The sequence below is a fragment of the Streptomyces griseomycini genome (assembly GCF_014203535.1).
Classification (GTDB): domain Bacteria; phylum Actinomycetota; class Actinomycetes; order Streptomycetales; family Streptomycetaceae; genus Streptomyces; species Streptomyces griseomycini.
This window is the reverse complement of record NZ_JACHJI010000002.1, coordinates 680,910-699,151: the sequence shown is the minus strand read 5'-3', so window position 1 is coordinate 699,151 and position 18,242 is coordinate 680,910. Positions and strand designations below refer to the sequence as shown.

General features: G+C 72.6%; 17 protein-coding genes and 3 pseudogenes. 13 read left to right on the top strand and 7 right to left on the bottom strand.

The window, feature by feature from the left end:
* Positions 1-361: 361 nt before the first annotated feature.
* Positions 362-2,704 carry a beta-xylosidase/alpha-l-arabinosidase gene (locus FHS37_RS07670; protein ID WP_184818401.1) on the bottom strand — a complete coding sequence of 781 codons (2,343 nt, stop codon included), beginning with the start codon at positions 2,702-2,704 and terminating at the stop codon, positions 362-364.
* A 137-nt stretch (positions 2,705-2,841) separates the two neighbouring features.
* On the opposite strand from FHS37_RS07670, the gene FHS37_RS07665 reads away from it, so the two are divergent.
* The 3 genes from FHS37_RS07665 (at position 2,842) to FHS37_RS07655 (ending at position 5,902) form a co-directional block, all read left to right on the top strand.
* Positions 2,842-3,894: a LacI family DNA-binding transcriptional regulator gene (locus tag FHS37_RS07665; RefSeq protein ID WP_184818399.1), complete on the top strand. Its 1,053-nt coding sequence runs from the start codon at positions 2,842-2,844 to the stop codon at positions 3,892-3,894.
* Positions 3,895-4,009: 115 nt separating this feature from the next.
* The gene (locus FHS37_RS07660; protein ID WP_221499534.1) at positions 4,010-5,131 is read left to right on the top strand and encodes an LCP family protein; all 1,122 of its coding nucleotides are present in this window, start codon (positions 4,010-4,012) and stop codon (positions 5,129-5,131) included.
* A gap of 135 nt (positions 5,132-5,266) precedes the next feature.
* The gene (locus FHS37_RS07655; protein WP_184818395.1) at positions 5,267-5,902 is read left to right on the top strand and encodes a Uma2 family endonuclease; all 636 of its coding nucleotides are present in this window, start codon (positions 5,267-5,269) and stop codon (positions 5,900-5,902) included.
* A gap of 22 nt (positions 5,903-5,924) precedes the next feature.
* Here the strand turns inward: FHS37_RS07655 and FHS37_RS07650 are convergent, their stop codons facing one another.
* Positions 5,925-7,109, bottom strand: a complete 1,185-nt coding sequence (locus FHS37_RS07650) for a class I SAM-dependent methyltransferase (RefSeq protein ID WP_184818393.1) — start codon at positions 7,107-7,109, stop codon at positions 5,925-5,927.
* Positions 7,110-7,247: 138 nt separating this feature from the next.
* Here FHS37_RS07650 and FHS37_RS07645 point away from each other — a divergent pair, with 138 nt between their 5' ends.
* The 4 genes and pseudogenes from FHS37_RS07645 (at position 7,248) to groL (ending at position 11,297) form a co-directional block, all read left to right on the top strand.
* Entirely contained in the window at positions 7,248-8,135 is an 888-nt protein-coding gene (locus tag FHS37_RS07645) for a polysaccharide deacetylase family protein (protein ID WP_229889786.1), read from the top strand.
* Positions 8,132-8,902, top strand: a pseudogene (locus FHS37_RS07640) (polysaccharide deacetylase family protein); the annotation flags it as partial. The gene FHS37_RS07645 and the pseudogene FHS37_RS07640, both read left to right, overlap by 4 nt.
* Positions 8,903-9,248: 346 nt before the next feature.
* Positions 9,249-9,557 carry a co-chaperone GroES gene (gene groES / locus FHS37_RS07635; RefSeq protein ID WP_037939482.1) on the top strand — a complete coding sequence of 103 codons (309 nt, stop codon included), beginning with the start codon at positions 9,249-9,251 and terminating at the stop codon, positions 9,555-9,557.
* A 114-nt stretch (positions 9,558-9,671) separates the two neighbouring features.
* Positions 9,672-11,297 (top strand): chaperonin GroEL, encoded by a 1,626-nt coding sequence (gene groL / locus FHS37_RS07630; RefSeq protein ID WP_184818390.1) that lies wholly within the window; start codon positions 9,672-9,674, stop codon positions 11,295-11,297.
* A gap of 98 nt (positions 11,298-11,395) precedes the next feature.
* On the opposite strand, the gene FHS37_RS39185 is transcribed toward groL, so the two are convergent.
* The 3 genes and pseudogenes from FHS37_RS39185 to FHS37_RS07620 form a co-directional block, all read right to left on the bottom strand.
* On the bottom strand, positions 11,396-12,220 hold the full coding sequence (locus FHS37_RS39185; RefSeq protein ID WP_375372293.1) for a pectate lyase: 825 nt from the start codon (positions 12,218-12,220) through the stop codon (positions 11,396-11,398).
* A gap of 45 nt (positions 12,221-12,265) precedes the next feature.
* A pseudogene (locus FHS37_RS39180) lies at positions 12,266-12,643 on the bottom strand (RICIN domain-containing protein); the annotation flags it as partial.
* 431 nt (positions 12,644-13,074) lie between these two features.
* Positions 13,075-13,443 carry a hypothetical protein gene (locus FHS37_RS07620; protein ID WP_229889789.1) on the bottom strand — a complete coding sequence of 123 codons (369 nt, stop codon included), beginning with the start codon at positions 13,441-13,443 and terminating at the stop codon, positions 13,075-13,077.
* A gap of 162 nt (positions 13,444-13,605) precedes the next feature.
* Between FHS37_RS07620 and FHS37_RS07615 the strand changes: the two genes are divergently transcribed.
* The 6 genes from FHS37_RS07615 (at position 13,606) to FHS37_RS07590 (ending at position 16,493) form a co-directional block, all read left to right on the top strand.
* Entirely contained in the window at positions 13,606-13,998 is a 393-nt protein-coding gene (locus FHS37_RS07615) for a hypothetical protein (RefSeq protein ID WP_184818388.1), read from the top strand.
* Positions 13,999-14,452: 454 nt separating this feature from the next.
* Positions 14,453-14,728 carry a hypothetical protein gene (locus FHS37_RS07610; protein WP_184818386.1) on the top strand — a complete coding sequence of 92 codons (276 nt, stop codon included), beginning with the start codon at positions 14,453-14,455 and terminating at the stop codon, positions 14,726-14,728.
* Between the two features lie 61 nt (positions 14,729-14,789).
* The gene (locus FHS37_RS07605) at positions 14,790-14,990 is read left to right on the top strand and encodes a hypothetical protein (protein WP_229889790.1); all 201 of its coding nucleotides are present in this window, start codon (positions 14,790-14,792) and stop codon (positions 14,988-14,990) included.
* On the top strand, positions 14,987-15,310 hold the full coding sequence (locus FHS37_RS40965; RefSeq protein ID WP_184818384.1) for a DUF397 domain-containing protein: 324 nt from the start codon (positions 14,987-14,989) through the stop codon (positions 15,308-15,310). The genes FHS37_RS07605 and FHS37_RS40965 overlap by 4 nt, the downstream gene beginning before the upstream one ends.
* A gap of 89 nt (positions 15,311-15,399) precedes the next feature.
* Positions 15,400-16,209, top strand: a complete 810-nt coding sequence (locus FHS37_RS07595) for a hypothetical protein (protein WP_184818382.1) — start codon at positions 15,400-15,402, stop codon at positions 16,207-16,209.
* Between the two features lie 29 nt (positions 16,210-16,238).
* Positions 16,239-16,493, top strand: coding sequence for a hypothetical protein (locus tag FHS37_RS07590; protein WP_184818367.1), 255 nt, complete (start codon positions 16,239-16,241; stop codon positions 16,491-16,493).
* A 113-nt stretch (positions 16,494-16,606) separates the two neighbouring features.
* Here FHS37_RS07590 and FHS37_RS07585 read toward each other — a convergent pair.
* Together FHS37_RS07585 and FHS37_RS07580 are read right to left on the bottom strand one after the other, a co-directional pair.
* A pseudogene (locus FHS37_RS07585) lies at positions 16,607-17,309 on the bottom strand (ester cyclase).
* Between the two features lie 91 nt (positions 17,310-17,400).
* Positions 17,401-18,174, bottom strand: a complete 774-nt coding sequence (locus FHS37_RS07580; protein WP_184818365.1) for an SDR family NAD(P)-dependent oxidoreductase — start codon at positions 18,172-18,174, stop codon at positions 17,401-17,403.
* Positions 18,175-18,242 lie beyond the last annotated feature (68 nt).

Sequence of the window (18,242 nt, the reverse complement as noted above, 5' to 3'; positions counted from 1 at the left end):
GCGCCCGGAAGTGCTCCACGGGCCGGCCGGGGCGGAGCCGGACCCGGGGAACGCCCGCGCCGCACCGGCCACGCCGAACAGGTCCTACGGGCGGTCCGCTGCGGGAGGGGGCCGGCACACGGTGCCGAGCGCGCTGCCGGCCGGCACCGGGCCACGGCGTGGCGCCGGTGTCCTCCCGGGAGGAGCTGCCGGAGGACTCACCGCGGACGACCGCCGCCGGCCTCCTGACGTGACGCCGGTGGTGAGCAGGGGGACACGGCACCTGCTCACCACCGGTACCGGGCGCCGGGGGAGCGGGGCCCGGCGGCGGGGTGGGGCCCGGCGAGGGGCCGGGCCCGGTGAGAGGCGGGAGCCGGCCGGATCACTCGGCCCCGGCGGCCTCCGCTCCGGCCGCCTCCACCCCGGACACCTCCGTCCCGCACCGCAGCCGCCGGTCCGTCCCCGGCGTCCGCGTCGGACCCGTGAGGGTGAGCCGGGCGGTGTGGCGCACGTCCGTGCTCGACGCCGCCAACCGCAGCTCCAGGTCGCCCGGTTCGACGACGCGGACGCCCGTGCGGTCGGTGAACGCCGCCAGGTCCGCGTGGAAGCGGAAGGTCACCCGTGCCGCCGCCCCCGGGGCCAGCCCGACCCTCCGGTAGCCGATCAGGCGGACGTCCGGGCGGGTCACCGACGCCACCGGATCGTGCAGGTAGAGCTGCACGACCTCGGCGCCCGCGCGGTCGCCCGTGTTGCGCACGGTCAGGGAGACGTCGTACGACCCGTCCGTCGCGAGCCGGGCCGGTGCGTCGCCGCCCGTGAAGTCCTCCCAGGCGAACGTCGTGTACGAGCGGCCGTGGCCGAAGGCGTACAGCGGGGTCGGGTCGAGGTTGCTGACCTCGCCCGCCAGGCCCAGCGGCGGCTGGAGGTAGGTCCACGGCTGGCCGCCGGGCAGCCGCGGCACGCTCACCGGCAGCCGGCCGGAGGGGTTGACGCGGCCCGACAGCACTCCCGCCACCGCCGGGCCGCCCTCCTCCCCCGGGAAGAAGGCCTGGACGACCGCGCCCAGGCGGCCCTGCCAGCGGCCGAGCGCGTACGGGCGCCCGGTGAGCAGCACCAGGACGACCGGCACGCCCGTGGCGACCAGCGCGTCCAGCAGCTCCCCCTGGACGCCGGGCAGGTCCAGGTCGGTCACGTCGCAGCCCTCGCCGGAGGTGCCGCGGCCGAACAGACCCGCCCGGTCGCCGAGCACCGCCACGCACACGTCCGCCTCGGCGGTGCGCGCCACCGCCTCCTCGAAGCCCGCGGTGCCGGGGGCGGAGGTGTCACAGCCCTGCGCGAACGTCACCTTGGCGTCGGGCAGTTCGGCGCGCAGCGCCTCCAGCACGGTCGGGACGTCGATGCCCGTCGGGACGCCGGGGTGGTGGGCGAGGACGTGGGAGGGGAAGGAGTAGCAGCCCAGCATGGCCAGCGCGTCGGCCGCGCGGGGGCCGACGACCGCGATCCGGGTGTCGGGGGAGAGCGGCAGCAGGCCGTCGGGGTTGTCCAGCAGGACGACCGACTCCTCGGCCAGGCGGCGGGCCACGGCGCGGTTCCCGGCGGAGTCGAGGTCGAGCGGGGCGGCGGGCTCCGGGGACCAGTCCTCGTCCAGCAGGCCCAGTTCGCACTTCTGGAGCAGGACCCGGCGGGCCGCCCGGTCCACCAGCTCCTGCGGGACCTCGCCGGCCCGGACCGCCTCCAGCAGGGGCGCGCCGTAGCACTTGAGGGTGGGCAGCTCGACGTCGACGCCGGCCAGCAGCGCCGCGTGCGCCGCCTCGGCCGGGGTGCCGGCCACCCGGTGCAGGGTCTGCAGGAAGCCGATGCCGAAGTAGTCGGAGACGACCGTGCCGGTGAACCCCCACTCCTCGCGCAGGAGCCGGGTGAGCAGCCCCGGGTCGGCCGACGCGGGCACGCCGTCGGTCTCGGTGTACGCGGCCATCACCGAACGCGCCCCGCCCTCGCGCAGCGCCATCTCGAACGGCGGCAGGGTGATGTCGGCGAGCTCCCGGACCCCGGCCCGCACCGGCGCGAGGTTGCGCGCCCCGGCCGAGGCGGCGTACCCGGCGAAGTGCTTGAGCGTGGCCACGACCCCGGCGGACTCGAGGCCGCGCACGTACGCGGCGCCGACGGTGCCGACCAGGTACGGGTCCTCGCCGATGGTCTCCTCCACCCGGCCCCAGCGCGGATCCCGCACGACGTCCAGGACGGGCGCGAGGCCCTGGTGGACGCCGGCCGCGCGCAGGTCGTGGCCGATGTGCCGGGCCATCTCCTCCACCAGTTCGGGGTCGAAGCTCGCGCCCCAGGCCAGCGGGACGGGGTAGGCGGTGGCCTGCCAGGCGGTGAAGCCGGCCAGGCACTCCTCGTGCGCGATCGCCGGGACGCCGAACCGGCCGGCCGCGGCGATCCGGCGCTGGGCGCGGGCCAGCGCCCGCGCGCCGAGGTCCGGGTCGACGGGGGCCGTGCCGTAGGAGCGGGTGATCTGGCCGAGGCCGAGGGTGATCAGCTCGTCCCAGTCGTAGTCCGAGGTCATGTCGTGCTGGTGCGGGGCGACGCCGTCGCCGCCCGTGTCGGCGCCCACCCACACGCCGTACAGCTGGGCGGCCTTCTCCTCCGGGGTCATCCGGGAGAGCAGGTCGTCGACGCGGGCGGCGGCGGGCAGGGCGGGGTCACGCCAGGGCACGGGGGTCATGAAGCTCCTGTCGGTGGACGAAGGGCCCTTTCATGAGCACGTGGTGCGAATGTTTCGAAGTCAACTTCGAATGTTCCGGGAACCTATGGTGTCCGAAGGGGTACGTCAAGAGGGTCCCCAGGGATACGATCGCCGCCATGACTTCCCCGCAGCCCTCTGAAACCCGGACACGAGGACGCGGTACGCAGACCGCGACCCTCGCCGAGATCGCCCGCGAGGCCGGCGTCTCCGCGCCGACTGTTTCGAAGGTCCTCAACGGCCGCGCCGATGTCGCCCCCGCCACCCGGAGCCGGGTCGAAGGACTGCTGCGTGCCCACGGCTACCGGCGCCGGCGCGCCGAGGCCACCCGCTCGCCCCTGATCGACCTGGTCTTCCACGAGCTGGAGAGCGCCTGGGCGATGGAGGTCATCCGGGGCGTGGAGAACGTGGCCCGGGACGCGGGCCTGAGCGTCGTGCTCTCCGAGAGCGCGGGGCGGCTCACCCCCGGGCGCACCTGGGCCGACCAGGTCGCCGCGCGCCGCCCGCACGGCGTGATCCTCGTGCTGTCCGGCCTCGACGAGTCCGGACGGGCGCTGCTGACCAGCCGCTCCATCCCGTTCGTGGTGATGGATCCGGCCGGCGACCCGGGCACCGACGTGCCCTCCATCGGTGCGACCAACTGGCAGGGCGGGCTCGCCGCCACCCGGCACCTGGTCGACCTGGGCCACACCAGGATCGGGGCGATCAGCGGACCCTCGCAGATGATGTGCAGCCGCGCCCGCGTCGACGGCTACCGCGCCGCCCTGGAGACCGCCGGGCTCCCGGTGGACCCCGGGCTGATCATGCCGGGCGACTTCCACCACGAGGCCGGCTACCGGCAGGGCCTCGCCCTGCTGCGCCGGGACGACCGGCCCACCGCCGTCTTCGCCGGCAACGACCTCCAGGCCCTCGGGCTGTACGAGGCCGCGCGCGAACTGGGGCTGCGGATCCCCGAGGACCTGAGCGTGGTCGGGTTCGACGACCTGCCGGTGGCCCGCTGGGTGGGGCCGCCGCTGACGACCGTACGGCAGCCGCTGACGGAGATGGCGGAGGCGGCGGCCAAGCTGGTCCTCGACCTCGGCAAGGACGAGGACCCGGCGGCGGCGACCCGGGTGGAGCTGGCGACGAGCCTGGTGGTGCGCAGCAGCACGGCGGCACCGGCGGGGGCGTGAGCCCTGCGGACGAAACTTTCGAAGAGGGGGGATGGCGCGGACTCTTCGAAGTCTGAGAATTTCCCAAGAAAACCACCCCGGGGGTCGTTGCTCGCCATAATTCGGACTTACGTTCCTGCCCGTGACGGGACATCAGGGGAGCGGCGGAACCGGTGACGGCGGAGCCGGGGACGAGTCCGGGGGCTCGGGCGCGGGGGCGGGCATACGGGCGGGCGTACGACCGGCCCGGCGGACGCGGGTGCCGGGGATCGCCGGACTCGCGCTGGCGGGCGTGCTCGTCCTGGGCGCCGGGGCGGCGGGCTGGCTGTACTGGCAGCTGAACGACAACATACGCGGCGTCGACATCGACGGCGCCCTGGGCGACGACCGCCCCGCCAGACCCCTGACCACCCCGTCCCCGGACCCCTCCGCCCCGGCCGCGCCCGTGCCGACCGGGTCCCTGAACATCCTGGTCCTCGGCTCGGACTCGCGCAGCGGCGCGGAGAACCGGGCGCTCGGCGGCGGCGACGGCGGCGGTGCCCGTTCCGACACCGCCATGGTCGTCCACCTCGACGCCGGCCGGACCGGCGCGACGGTGGTCAGCATCCCGCGCGACACCCTCGTCGACCGGCCCTCGTGCCCGCTGCCGGACGGGGGAGCGACCCGACCGGTGTCGGGCGCGATGTTCAACAGCGCCTACGAGGTGGGCGGGCCGGTGTGCGCGGTGAAGACCGCGGAGGCGCTCACGGACGTCCGCATGGACCACTACGTCGAGATCGACTTCGCGGGTTTCGCCCGCCTGGTCGACGCGCTCGGCGGGGTCACCGTCACCACGGACGAGGACATCGACGACGACCGGAGCCGTCTGACCCTGGAGGCGGGCACCCACCACCTCGACGGCACGGGCGCACTCGCGCTGGCCCGCACCCGGTACGGCATCGGCGACGGCAGCGACCTGGGCCGCATCGGGCTCCAGCACCGGCTGGTGGAGGCCCTGCTGGAGCGGATCGCGGAGCAGGACCTGCTGACCGACCCGGTGAAGCTGTACGAGGTCGCCGACGCGGTCACCGGCAGCCTCACGACCGACACGGGGCTGGACTCGCTGGGCGAGCTGACGGGATTCGGCCGGAGCCTGGGGGGCCTGTCGTCGGCCGACGTCACGACGCTCACCATGCCGGTGGTGCCGGCGCCCTGGGACGGCAACCGGGTGGTGCCGGACGAGCCGGAGGCGCAGGAGTTGTGGGCGTCGCTGAGGTGAGCGGCCCCGCTGATCACCCGTTCGGCTGATCGACACGGATTACGGTGCGTGACGTCCCCCGTGCTCCTGGTGTCGCGGTGTCGCTTGTGCCGCAGTGGCGCCCGCGCCCACACTTGAAGGAGGAGGTGCTTCTCGATGACCGCTCTCGCAGAAGAGGTGGCCCCGGTGGTGGCTGACAGGCCGGTTTCCGAGCCGGGTTCCGATCTGGACGAGGTCCTGTGGCAGGCGTGGAAGGCCATGGATCTCCCCGAGGGCTACCGGGCCGAGATCATCGAAGGGGCCATCGAGGTGTCGCCTACCGGTCGCCGTCGTCACACCGTGCTCATCGGCCGTCTCCGCAGGGCGCTGGACGCGCATCTGGCAGGCAGTGGCTACGCGGCACACCACGACGGCAACGTCATCCACCACCGGAAAGTCTGGATTCCCGATCTGTTCGTGGCCCCTCTCGACCTCGACGAGATCCCGGACGAGGACGGCCTCGGCGTCGACGCCGCCGGAGTCGGGATGGTCGTCGAGGTCACCTCGCCCGGTCACCGCAACCTCCAGCGCGACCGGGCCCGCAAGCGCCGCGAGTACGCCCGCGCGGGGATCCCGGTGTACGTGGTCGTCGACGACTTCGACGACGACGGGGCCGTGCTCGTCCTGACGTCCCCCGACCCGAAGAAGGCCAAGTACGCGGACGAGCACCGGGTTCCCTACGGCACGGACGCGGTGATCCCGGAGGGACCGGCCAAGGGCTTCGCGATCGGTGAGGCGATCGTCGCGTCCTGACGGGTTCCGGTTTCCGCGCGGCTCACCGCACCGGGTGGCCGAGCAGCATCGTCGGGGCGCCGGCGACGCGGGTCAGGAACACCGTGACGGATCCGGTGCCGTGCGGTTTGGGCAGGACCTTGCGCCGCAGCTCCTCCGGTTCCACCGCCGAGCCGCGCTTCTTGACGGTCAGGGTGCCGACCCGCCGCTCGCGCAGCAGCGCCTTCAGCCTCTTGGCGTTGAAGGGGAGCCGGTCGGTGATCTCGTAGGCGGTGGCGTACGGCGTCGGACGGTGCTCGTCCGCGGTGACGTACGCGATGGTCGCGTCGAGCAGTCCCCCGCCGAGTTCCTGTGCGACCTCGGCGACGAGGTGCGCGCGGACGACGGCGCCGTCGGGCTCGTACAGGTACCGGCCGGGCGGCCGGACCGCGGGGTCGGGCAGGCCGCGGGAGAGGAGGGTGCGCGGACCGGGGAGAAGGGTCGCCCGGACCGCGCCCGAAGGGGCCTCCCGGCCGGCGCCGAACCACAGCACCGCCTCCTTCACGTCCCCGCCGTCCGAGATCCACTCGGCCTCCGCGTCGGCCGGGACGGCCTCGTGCGGGATGCCCGGCGCGACCTTCAGCGCGGCGGCGCGGGGCGCGGTGCGGGCCGCCGCGACCGCCCAGGACAGCGGGGGCGAGTACGCCTCGGGGTCGAAGATGCGGCCCCGGCCGCCGCGCCGGGCCGGATCGACGAAGACGGCGTCGCAGCCGGCCGTGTCCACCTCCGTCACGTCCGCCTCCCGCACCTCGATCAGCTCCGCGAGCCCCAGCGCGTCGGCGTTCGCCCGGGCCGCCGCCGCGGTGAGCGGGTCCCGGTCCACCGCCAGCACCCGGATCCCGGCACGGGCCAGCGCGATCGCGTCCCCGCCGATCCCGCAGCACAGGTCCGCCACGGACGTCACGCCGAGCTCCCTGAACCGCCGCGCCCGGTACGCCGCCACGCTCGCCCGGGTCGACTGCTCCACCCCGTTCGGCGTGAAGAACATCCGCCCGGCGTCCTCGGCCCCGAACTTCGCCACCGCCCGCTGCCGCAGCCGCGCCTGGCCGAGCGCCGCCGACACCAGCTCGGCGGGGTGGTCACGGCGCAGCCGGGTCGCGACGGCGAGCTCGTGCGCCGGGTCGGTGTCGCGCACCTCGTCGAGGAGGGCGCGGCCTTCGGGGGTGAGGAGGGGGGCGAGGTCGTTCACCGGCTCATTGTGGGCCAGTCGGTGGACCGTGCGCCTCCGGCCGCGGTGTCGGACCGGACCGCGGGCGGCGGACTGCGAGGATCCGACAACATGCGAGTAGTAGGACAAAAAGATAAAAAGCGGGCCGGTCGTCGACCGATGGGCGGTGCGCGGATCGGCCTCGCCCTGCTCACGCTCGCCGCCCTCGCCCCGGGCTGCGGAGGGGGCGACGGCGGCGAGGCGAGGCCGGCGGGCGGCCGGCAGCCCCTCCACGCGCCCCCGGCCCGCGCACTCGACTCCTACGCCGCGAAGCTGCGCGCGGCGCACGCCGCGAGGGTCGCCGCCGCGAAGCGCTGGGGGCTGAAGAGGGTGCCCCTGACCGCTCCCCCGCCCCCGGCGAAGAAGCCGCGGATCACCACCCGCGAGGGCTTCGAGGTCGACGGCCACCGCCGGCTGGGCCTCCCCCCGGTCTTCACCACCGTCCCCACCGAGGAGAAGGTCGTCTTCCTCACCGTCGACGACGGCGCCGAGAAGGACCCGGCGTTCCTGCGGATGATGAGCGACCTGAAGGTCCCCTACAGCGCCTTCCTCAGCGACTACCTCGTCGAGGAGGACTACGGCTACTTCGAGGAGATGCGGGACCGGGGCGTCGCCCTGCACAACCACACCCTGCACCACCCCGCCCTGCGCGGCCTGTCCTACGCCCGGCAGAAGCGCGAGATCTGCGGCATGCAGAAGGTCATCGAGGAGCGCTACGGCGAGCGCCCCGTCCTCTTCCGCCCGCCCTACGGCACCTACGACAAGGCCACCCTGCGCGCCGCGAAGGCCTGCGGCATCACGCACGTCCCCCTCTGGAACGAGGAGGTCTTCGCCGACCACTGGGAGTACCGCGAGGGGGACCGCGCCCTGCACCCGGGCGACATCGTCCTCACCCACTTCCGGGGCCGCGAGGACTGGAAGGGCACGATGCCGGACATGGTCCGCCGCTTCCTGGACAAGGTCACGGCCGAGGGGTACGCGGTGGGGCGGCTGGAGGACTACCTGTGAGGCGCCGCGGGGCGTCACGGGCCGCCCTCCTCACGGCCGCCGCCCTGCTGGCCGCGCTCGCCGGGTGCGGCCCGTCGGCGGGGCCGGGGGACGGTGCGGGACAGCCACCCGGAGGCGGTGCGGGCCGGTCACCCGGAGGCGGCGGGGACCGGCCGCCCGGGGGCGGTCCCGCGCCTGGAGGTGACGTGCCGCCCGTCGTCGACCACGTCCCGACCGACGACGAGGTCGTCTTCCTCACCTACGACGACGGCGCCGAACGCGACCCCCGTTTCATCGAGCTGGTGCGCGAACGCCGCCTCCCCGTCAGCATGTTCCTCACGGACAGCGTGGTGGGCCCTGGGTACGCGCACTTCGCCCGCCTGCGCGCGGTCGGCGCGAGCCTGCAGAACCACACCCTCGACCACCGCGCCCTGCGCGGCCTGCCCTACGCCGGCCAGCGCGCCGAGATCTGCGGCCAGCAGCGCAAGCTCCAGGCCCGCTTCGGCGTCCGCCCGCACCTCTTCCGCCCGCCCTACGGCACGTACGACACCACGACCCTGCGCGCCGCCGCCGACTGCGGCATCGCGGCGGTCGTGCTCTGGCGGGTGACGCTGGAGGGCGACGGCCACCTCACCTACACGCGCGGAGCGCACCGCCTGGCCCCCGGCGACATCGTCTCCGTCCCGTCGGGCGAGGCCCCGTCCCTGTCGCTGGCGGAACGGACGACACGCCTGCTGGGGGAACTGGAGGAACGAGGACTGAGGGTGGGCAGGCTGGAGGACCACGTCCGGCAGGTCAGCCCGTCCGGGGGTACCCCCTCCGGGGGAGTCCGGGGACGAGGCCGTTCAGGCCGAAGCGGGGGTCTGGGGGCGGCAGCCGCCCAGAGGCGGTCACCGCGACCCCGGTCGGCTGCGCACACCCGTACGAAAAACGCACCGCATCGCCGACGCGCCGCAGGCAATTGGCACTCCGCTTGACCGAGTGCTAATCGCGGTCATAGTCTCAGGTCTGGCACTCCCCCCTGGAGAGTGCCAACAACGCGACGGGCAGGTCCGGCACCCGCGACGACGGATCGACCTGGTCGCCACCTCAGACAGTTAACCCCGTGAGATCTCCGAAGGGGGAGGTCGGATCGTGACGACCGCCAGCTCCAAGGTTGCCATCAAGCCGCTCGAGGACCGCATCGTGGTCCAGCCGCTCGACGCCGAGCAGACCACGGCTTCGGGCCTGGTCATTCCGGACACCGCCAAGGAGAAGCCCCAGGAGGGCGTCGTCCTGGCCATCGGTCCGGGCCGCATCGAGGACGGCAAGCGCGTCGAGCTCGACGTGAAGGTCGGCGACGTCGTTCTGTACAGCAAGTACGGCGGCACCGAGGTGAAGTACAACGGCGAGGAGTACCTCGTCCTCTCGGCCCGCGACGTCCTCGCGATCATCGAGAAGTAAGTCACCTCGCAGTACATCTGCTCCTGACTGCGCCCCTGGTCCCCGCGACGCTCACCGATCCGGGCGCCCGGGGCGCAGTGTTTTCACCCAGATTCCGAGAGGGCTCCCGCTGCCATGGCGAAGATCCTGAAGTTCGACGAGGACGCCCGTCGCGCCCTCGAGCGCGGCGTCAACAAGCTTGCCGACACGGTCAAGGTGACGATCGGTCCGAAGGGCCGCAACGTCGTCATCGACAAGAAGTTCGGCGCCCCCACCATCACCAACGACGGTGTCACGATCGCCCGCGAGGTCGAGATCGAGGACCCGTACGAGAACCTCGGCGCCCAGCTGGTGAAGGAGGTGGCGACCAAGACCAACGACATCGCGGGTGACGGCACCACCACCGCCACCGTCCTGGCCCAGGCCCTGGTCCGCGAGGGCCTGAAGAACGTCGCCGCCGGCGCCTCCCCGGCCGCCCTGAAGAAGGGCATCGACGCCGCCGTCGCCGCGGTCTCCGAGGACCTGCTCGCCTCGGCCCGCCCGATCGACGAGAAGTCCGACATCGCCGCCGTCGCCGCGCTGTCCGCCCAGGACCAGCAGGTCGGCGAGCTCATCGCCGAGGCGATGGACAAGGTCGGCAAGGACGGCGTCATCACCGTCGAGGAGTCCAACACCTTCGGTCTGGAGCTGGACTTCACCGAGGGCATGGCCTTCGACAAGGGCTACCTGTCGCCGTACTTCGTGACGGACCAGGAGCGCATGGAGGCCGTCCTCGACGACCCGTACATCCTCATCCACCAGGGCAAGATCTCCGCGATCGCGGACCTGCTGCCGCTGCTGGAGAAGGTCATCCAGGCCAACGCCTCCAAGCCGCTGCTGATCATCGCCGAGGACGTCGAGGGCGAGGCCCTGTCGACCCTGGTCGTCAACAAGATCCGCGGCACCTTCAACGCCGTCGCCGTCAAGGCGCCCGGCTTCGGTGACCGCCGCAAGGCGATGCTGCAGGACATGGCCGTCCTCACCGGCGCCACGGTCGTCTCCGAGGAGGTCGGCCTCAAGCTCGACCAGGTCGGCCTGGACGTGCTCGGCTCCGCCCGCCGCGTCACCGTCACCAAGGACGACACCACGATCGTCGACGGCGCCGGCAAGAAGGAGGACGTCGAGGGTCGCGTCGGCCAGATCAAGGCCGAGATCGAGACCACCGACTCCGACTGGGACCGCGAGAAGCTCCAGGAGCGCCTCGCGAAGCTGGCCGGCGGCGTGTGCGTGATCAAGGTCGGCGCCGCCACCGAGGTGGAGCTGAAGGAGAAGAAGCACCGCCTGGAGGACGCCATCTCCGCGACCCGCGCCGCGGTCGAGGAGGGCATCGTCTCCGGTGGTGGCTCCGCGCTGGTCCACGCCGTCAAGGTCCTCGAGGGCAACCTCGACAAGACCGGCGACGAGGCCACCGGTGTCGCGGTCGTCCGCCGCGCCGCCGTCGAGCCGCTGCGCTGGATCGCCGAGAACGCCGGCCTCGAGGGCTACGTCATCGTCTCCAAGGTCGCCGAGCTCGAGAAGGGCAGCGGTTACAACGCCGCCACCGGCGAGTACGGCGACCTGGTCAAGGCCGGCGTCATCGACCCGGTCAAGGTGACCCGCTCCGCCCTGGAGAACGCCGCCTCCATCGCCTCCCTCCTCCTCACGACCGAGACCCTGGTCGTCGAGAAGAAGGAAGAGGAGGAGCCGGCCGCCGCGGGCCACGGCCACGGCCACGCCCACTGAGCGACCCGCTCGCAGAGCACCACGAGGGCCCGGCACCGCTGCCGTTCAGCGGTGCCGGGCCCTCGCCCGTGCGCGGCGCGCCTACTGGTGCGTCACGCCTACTGGTACGTCACGTCGGATTCCTCGTAGACGCAGGCCTTGCCGTCGGGGCCGCTGCCGAGCTTGGTCGGTTCGTCACCGCTGTCGTTGCCCTGGAAGCGCTCGCAGACGGCGATCTTCTTCTTGCCGTCGCCGACGATCGTCACGCCCGAGAGGGTCGCGGTGTCGCCGTAGTTGGCGTTGACGCCGGCGAGGACCTTGCCGGGGCTCGTGACCAGGACGTTGTCGACCACGACGTGGCGCTGGTACTGGGTGCCGCAGTTGCCGCACGAGCGGTAGAGCTTGCCGAACTCGGACACCTGGAAGTCCCTGATGGTCAGGGTGCCGGCGCCGTTGTGCTGGAAGACCTTGTCGTCGGCCTTGCGGGCGCCGCCGCCGATCACCTCGTACCGCGCCGACGACGACGTGCCCTTGAAGCTGGCGGCGTCCTCGCCGACGTCCTCCCACCACACGTTGATCAGGGTGCAGCTGCCCGAGCAGTGCACTCCGTCGGCGGCGGGCGTACCGAGGACGACGTTCTTCAGCGTCGCGCCGTCGGCGAGCTTGAACAGCGGGTCCTGGCCCTCGTCCTGGCCGCTGCCGCCGAGCTCGCCCGAGCCGTGGAAGCGCTTGAGGGAGCCGTCGTACTCGCCCTTCACCTCGATGGTCGAGGAGACGGGCTGCTCGTCGGTGGCGGTGGGCCAGGAGGCGAAGCCGGTGCCGCCGGACGGCTCGTCGTCCGCGGGCGCGGTGGTACCGGCGGGGGCGGAGGGAGAGGCGGGCGCGGAGGGGGAGGCGGGGGCGCTCGCCGTCGGGGTCGCCGCCGGGGGCGTCGAGCCGTTCACCTCCCGCAGGGTCCAGCTCTTGCCGGCGGCCTTGTCACAGGAGTTCTGCTGCAGCAGACCGCTCTTGGGGTTCAGGCACTTCTCGCTGTGCGCGTTGACCAGGTGGTGGACGGCGTCACCGAGGGAACTCACCTTCCAGACCTGGGAGGAGCCCGTGCCGCAGCCCTGCTGCTGCACGGCCTTCCCGGCGGAGGTCGCGTCGTCCTTGACGCCCACGCACAGGCCGGTGGCGGAGGACTTCAGGGTGAAGCCGTCGCCGGATCCGGCCAGTTCCCAGCTCTGGTCCGCGCCCCCGTCGCAGGCCGCCAGGGCCAGCTGCACCCCGCTCCGCGTACTGCCCGACGGGACCTCCAAGCAGGCGTCGCTCACCGCGTTCACCAGCCGGTAGGTGCCCGCGCCCGGCTCCGCGGCGGACGCCGACATCAGCACGCCGCCGACCACGGCGCCGCCCACGAGGGACGTGGTGAGCGCGCCGACCAGGACGGTGCGGCGTCGGCCGTTCTTTCTCCGGTGCCCCGTGCGCGGGGCGGTGTTCGTACTGCGCATGTCACGGCTTTCGTTCGATGGAGGAGGGCCCTCGGTGCCCACCGCCCTGATGTCGCCGCCGCACGCCGGGGGGTTGCCGTGCGTCGCGATCTTCTTCCGAAGCCGTGGAACCGGGGGCCCCGCCCGGTCGGCCGTCCCGCCGCACCGGGAACCGGACCGGTTCCGCCGGTGCCGTGACGAGGACGAGACCGCGTCCGTCCCCGTCGTCGGACAGACCACCCGGAGCGGGCGCGGGATGCCGTTCCCGCGCGCGTCACTGACCTCCACGCGGAGCGGCGACGGCGGAGGCGGCGGAGGAGGGGAGGCGGTCAGGCGGGCGGCCGGCGCACCCCGTCGTCGTCCGTCACCTCGTACACGTCGATCCGCAGCAGTGCGCGGACGTGGGCCGGGACGCGCTCGGCCGCCTCCACGGAGGAGGACGGCACGACGAGGGCGTACCGCGTCCGGGCGTCCCGGCTCGTCATGCGGCGCAGCAGTTGGCCGTAGGCGATGTCGGCGTCGACGCCCTTCTCGCTGGTGCGGCCCGTGGCCTCGCAGATCAGCCGCTCCCCGCCCCGCACGGCTTCGAGGTCGGTCCAGCGGTCCGTGGGCTCGACCGGGGTCCAGCCCTCGGCGAGCAGCCAGGCGCGGAAGGCGTCGGTGACCCGGTCCTCGTCGCTGTCGTCTCGCGGTGCCACGGCCGGCATCCTGCCAGGTGCCTCCGACAACGGTGCCCGTCACGGGCTCCCCGGCATCTCGTCGTCCCGCGCGAGGGGGAGGGCCGTCGGCTCCCACCGTGGGTACCGTTCCGGATTTCACCGTGGGTACTGTTTCGGGCCTGTCGACACGTGAGGAAGTGCATGTCCGTCACCAGGCTTCTGATACCCGTCCTCGCCGCCGCGCTCCTGGCCTCGGCCACCGCCTGCGGCGCGTCGTCCGAACCGGACGCCTCGGCGGACACCCCGGCAGGCTCGAGGGCCGCCGAGACACCCCGTTCGGCGAACCCCGAGCCGGTCGCCGCCACCATGCCGGACGTCATCGGCGGCAACGCCGGGCGCGCGCACGAGCAGATGGGCTCCGGGACCGACGTGGCCTTCAAGGACGCGAGCGGCCGGGGCCGTCCCGTGGACGACCCGGCCGAGTGGAGGATCTGTGCCTCCCGGCCGGGACCGAACCAGCAGATCACCGATTACCCGGTGGTCCTCGACGTGGTGAGGGTTTCGGAGAGCTGCGAGGACGCGGTGTCGCAGTGATGCGGCCGGGGGCTCCCGGGGCGGCGACGGCGGCAGGGGTGACCAGGGTCTTCCCTCCCTTCCGGCCCGACGGGGCGGCCGGTCGGGCCGTGCTCGCCCGGACGGGGTTCGCCCCCGGCTGCGGCATCCGTCCAGGACGTCCCGGCGGAGCAGGTGTCCGCCAGGTGCGCGCGTGGTGCAGCAGGCCGTCGGCCACGGTCGTGTCGTGGAAGCGCGCCCAGGCGTCCTCCTGGCCGGCGACCGCCGTGCGTCGGCGGCGTTCGCGGCCTTCTTCCGGTTCCGGCCGCCTTCGTGTCCGGCCGGCGGCGGGCCGTGAAGGTCGTACCCGGGGTGCCCGCAGCGGGGGACGGGAGGGCCCTGGGGCACTCCCGCTGCGCGTCGACCGGCGGACCCGCGTTGCCGTGGCCGAAGGTGCGGACGGCTTTTCTCCGGGGGGACTCCTGAGATGTCAGGCATGACGTGGAGCGAGGCGGAGTACCTCGAGTACCTGGAGTCCGAGCGGCGTGCCTTCGCGTGGGTGATGCGGCGCTACGGCGGCCTGACGCCGGCGAAGGCCTGGGAGGAAGCCCTGGAGTGCTACCCGTACGAGCCGGCCGGCCACCCCTGCCGCGGACTCGTCTTCCACGACGAGGCCTGGCACTGGGCGATGCTGACGATCCACGGTGACTGGTACGTGGTGGAGCATCCCGAACTGGTCGGTCCGCCGGCCGAGTACGAGGCCCTCAGGTGAGGGCCGGGCACCACGGGCACGGCGTTCGCCTCCCCCGCCGTGGTGGGGAGGGGCGAGGGGAGTGGGGCGGCCACGCCTGGGGGAGCGGGCCCGCCACTGGCTGCTCGACGCCCGCACCCTGCGCGCACGCGGGGTGGTCGCGTACCCGACGGGCCCCGTCGACGGCGACGTCCGCCCGCTCGGTGGCGGAACCCGGCTCCCCCACGACGACAGGAGCGAGATGCTCAACCGCTGGGCGCAGGCGGCACCCGGGACGGGGTGACCTGCTCGCTCGCTCTTCCGGCGCGACCTGTTCGGTTCTCGGCGTGGTCGGCACGGGGCGGAGCTCGCGCCGAGGTCGCGGACGCCGGTACGGCCGTCCTGGCCCGTGACCCGGAGCACCCGGACGCAGCGGTCCTGAACGTCCCCGCCGGCCAGTGGACGGCGTTCGTGCGGACGGCCGTACGCGGTTGGCGCGAACGGGAGGCGGTGGAGGGCGGGTCGTGCTCCCCACCGCCTTTCCATGTGGTCCCCGCGGGCGGGGGAAGGATGTCATTCCCCCTTGAACCATTCGGTGTTGAACAAAGCTTGAGGAAGATCTGAGTACCAAGATCATCAACGGGTGCTTGGATGAGGTGACCCCGTCATCCTGACCAGGTGACGGCATGACCTGATTCAAGGGGGAACAAAGCATGCGGAATTCTCTTGCCCGCAGAGGAGTCGTCACCGTCCTTGCGGCGGCACTGATCGGTACCGGATCCGTGAACGCCGTTGCTGCGGATGCGGCGCCGCACGGAACCGGGGCGATACAGACCCCCGCCGCCTATGTCGACCACCTGACGTCGGAGATGGCCAAGAACGCCGAGGCCGGCAAGGACACGACCGACGACCGGCGGACTCTGGAGCAGTACAAGGCCCTTTCTCCTGAGGACCAGGAGAAGTACCTCGGTTATCTGAACGACCCGAAGCTGTGGCAGAGCTTCTTCGACTCGGACGAGGAGATCAGCGGCGGTCCCGGTGCGAGCGCGGCCCCGGCCGCCAGGGACGCGTCGCCGCGGACCACCGGTGACGTGGTGACGAAGTACAACGAGGACGTCTCGTTCGTCAGCGGTGCCACGGTGGAGAGGGAGACGTCGAAGGCGAAGGGGGTCGTACAGGCGCGTGACGCTTCCTGGACCGACAAGGCCACCTACACCAAGAAGATAAAGGCCTTCGGTATCACCGTCACGAAGTTGACCGTGTGGGTCCGTTACGAGGCAACCCGCAGCGGGGCGAGGGTTCTGAAGGCCCTCAACAGTGGTTCGTCCAAGCAGAACTACAATTTCGCCGTCCTGATCGACGCCGACAATGCCCGGCCGTGGGTCGGTGGGAACCGGGCCCATGCCGAGACCGTCTGGGAGGGGAAGATCACCGCTTCCTTCGGGTCCGTTCAGCTCGACAAGGTCCAGCATCTCTCCGCTGCCTGGGACGGTACGTGGAAGGGCACCTTCAAGAAGGGCTGACCGTGCAGGTCTCTGGGGAAGGAACCGGCGTGACCAAGACATACACGCGGTGGACGGCGGTCAGCGCGATCCTGTGCATGCTCGCCGTGACGAACCTGGCGATTCACCTCATGACCATGATGCCGCAGTGGATCACGCCGTTCCTGTCGGGATGCGCCGTCGTGGCGGGAGTCCTGGGCAAGGATCGCGACCCCGGTAATCCGGGCGTTCACGTGATGACGGTCAGGATCGGCCTGGGATGCGCCGCACTCAGCGGACTTCTCTCGCTCGCCGTGGCGTTGTGACGAACTGCCGTTCCGGCCGCGGATGACGCCGGAGGGCGGTCCGTGAGGCGTCGCCCTCCACGGACCGCCCTCCGGTCGGGCCTCCGCCGCTCTTCTGCCGTTCCCGGTCGGGCTCACGTCTCCGTCGGTTCCACCGCTCCCAGCTGCACCGTCAGCCCGAGCCGGTCGTACTGCCACCAGCCCTCGACGATCTTTCCGCTGCCGCCGAAGCGGAAGACGGTCGTGCCCGTCGTGGAGACCCTCCTCCCGGTGGCCGGGATCCCGAGGAAGTCGCCCTTGCGGGTCCCCTACCAGCTCCACCGCGTGCACACACGGCCCCCCTGGGCGATCCGGTCCTCGATCCGGAACGAGAAGTCGAAGCCGCCGCGCCACATGTCCATGTCCCGCCGGAAGTGGTCGAGGCCGATGACGTCCTGCTCGTTCGCCGGATCGTGGGCGTGGTAGTGCTCCTCGACCAGGCCCGTCATCGACGACAGGTCGTCCCCGGTGGTCAGCACCTCGAAGAACCGCCGCGCGGAGTCCGTGTTCAGCTGTGCGTCCCGCACCACGTCCAGGTCCGTGAACGTGGGCATCCCGTCGCGCCACCGTCTCCCGGAAGATCCGGTCGGTCTCCGGAAGCTGCGAGTTCCGCATCGCCTCCTCGTACGACGGGAACTCCACGATCTCGACGACGTGCGCCGTGTCCGAGCGGTCCTTGCCGACCACCGCGTGCGTCGCCGTCCGTTTCCCCCCGGTCTGCTCGACCCACCGGTCCATGAGCCGGCCCATCTCCTCGAACCGGTTCGTCCTGCAGTAGATGAGCTGCACGAAGGTCACGCCGTCCACCTCCGACGTCCCCCGGGTCCGGGCCCGTCAGCCCCCAGTTTCTCCCCGGGCACGGACTCCGGCCCGCCGTGACCGCGCCCCGCTACCGTGGCCCGTACTTCCGCCCCGTCCGCGAGGAGATCCCGCCCAGCACGCCCCGGGGGAGCAGCTTCGCCGCTCCCAGCAGCGCCTTGTACCGGGGGTCCGGGACCGACACCGTCTTGCCCCGGGCCAGGTCCGCGAGGGCCGCCGCCGCGACCTTGTCCGCGTCCAGCCACATCCAGTTCGGGATGTTGTCCGTGCCCATCCCGGCCCGCTCGTGGAACTCGGTGCGCACGAACCCCGGGCACAGCGCCATCAGGCGTACGCCGTTGCCCGCCAGGTCCAGCGCCGCGCCCTGGGTGAACTGCACGACCCACGCCTTGGACGCCCCGTAGGTCCCGCGCGGGAGGAACGCGGCGGTCGAGGCGACGTTCACGACGCCTCCGCGCCCGCGCTCCCGCATCGCCTCCGCCGCCGCCGAGGTCAGCCTGAGCACCGCCTCGCAGTGCACCTTGAGCATCCTCAGCTCGTCGGCCATGGGGACGTCGAGGTAACGGCCCTTGTTGCCGAAGCCGGCGTTGTTGATCAGTAGGTCGACGGGGTTCTTGCGGTCGCCCAGCCGGGCTGCCACCGCCTCGATGTCCCGGTCCTGAGCCAGGTCGGCCGTCAGCACCTCCGCCTCGATGCCGTGGCGGTCGTGCAGCTCGGTCGCCTGTTCCCGCAGCCGGCCGGTGTCGCGGGCCACCAGCACCAGGTCGTGTCCGTCGGCCGCCAGCCGCCGCGCGAACGCGGCGCCGATCCCCGCCGTCGATCCCGTAATCAGAGCCGTTGTCATGGCGCAAGAGTAGTTACCCGGAGCGGAGGAGTCCGCTCTGTGGCCTCGCTTCCGTCGGACGCACCGCG

What these genes read in the sequence shown, in the direction of transcription:
- FHS37_RS07670 (WP_184818401.1), bottom strand. Translation starts at nt 2,704, where the DNA reads ATGACCCCCGTGCCCTGGCGTGACCCCGCCCTGCCCGCCGCCGCCCGC.
- groL (WP_184818390.1), top strand. Translation starts at nt 9,672, where the DNA reads ATGGCGAAGATCCTGAAGTTCGACGAGGACGCCCGTCGCGCCCTCGAG.
- FHS37_RS07645 (WP_229889786.1), top strand. Translation starts at nt 7,248, where the DNA reads ATGGGCGGTGCGCGGATCGGCCTCGCCCTGCTCACGCTCGCCGCCCTC.
- FHS37_RS07615 (WP_184818388.1), top strand. Translation starts at nt 13,606, where the DNA reads ATGTCCGTCACCAGGCTTCTGATACCCGTCCTCGCCGCCGCGCTCCTG.
- FHS37_RS07655 (WP_184818395.1), top strand. Translation starts at nt 5,267, where the DNA reads ATGACCGCTCTCGCAGAAGAGGTGGCCCCGGTGGTGGCTGACAGGCCG.
- FHS37_RS07665 (WP_184818399.1), top strand. Translation starts at nt 2,842, where the DNA reads ATGACTTCCCCGCAGCCCTCTGAAACCCGGACACGAGGACGCGGTACG.
- FHS37_RS07610 (WP_184818386.1), top strand. Translation starts at nt 14,453, where the DNA reads ATGACGTGGAGCGAGGCGGAGTACCTCGAGTACCTGGAGTCCGAGCGG.
- FHS37_RS07580 (WP_184818365.1), bottom strand. Translation starts at nt 18,174, where the DNA reads ATGACAACGGCTCTGATTACGGGATCGACGGCGGGGATCGGCGCCGCG.
- FHS37_RS07595 (WP_184818382.1), top strand. Translation starts at nt 15,400, where the DNA reads ATGCGGAATTCTCTTGCCCGCAGAGGAGTCGTCACCGTCCTTGCGGCG.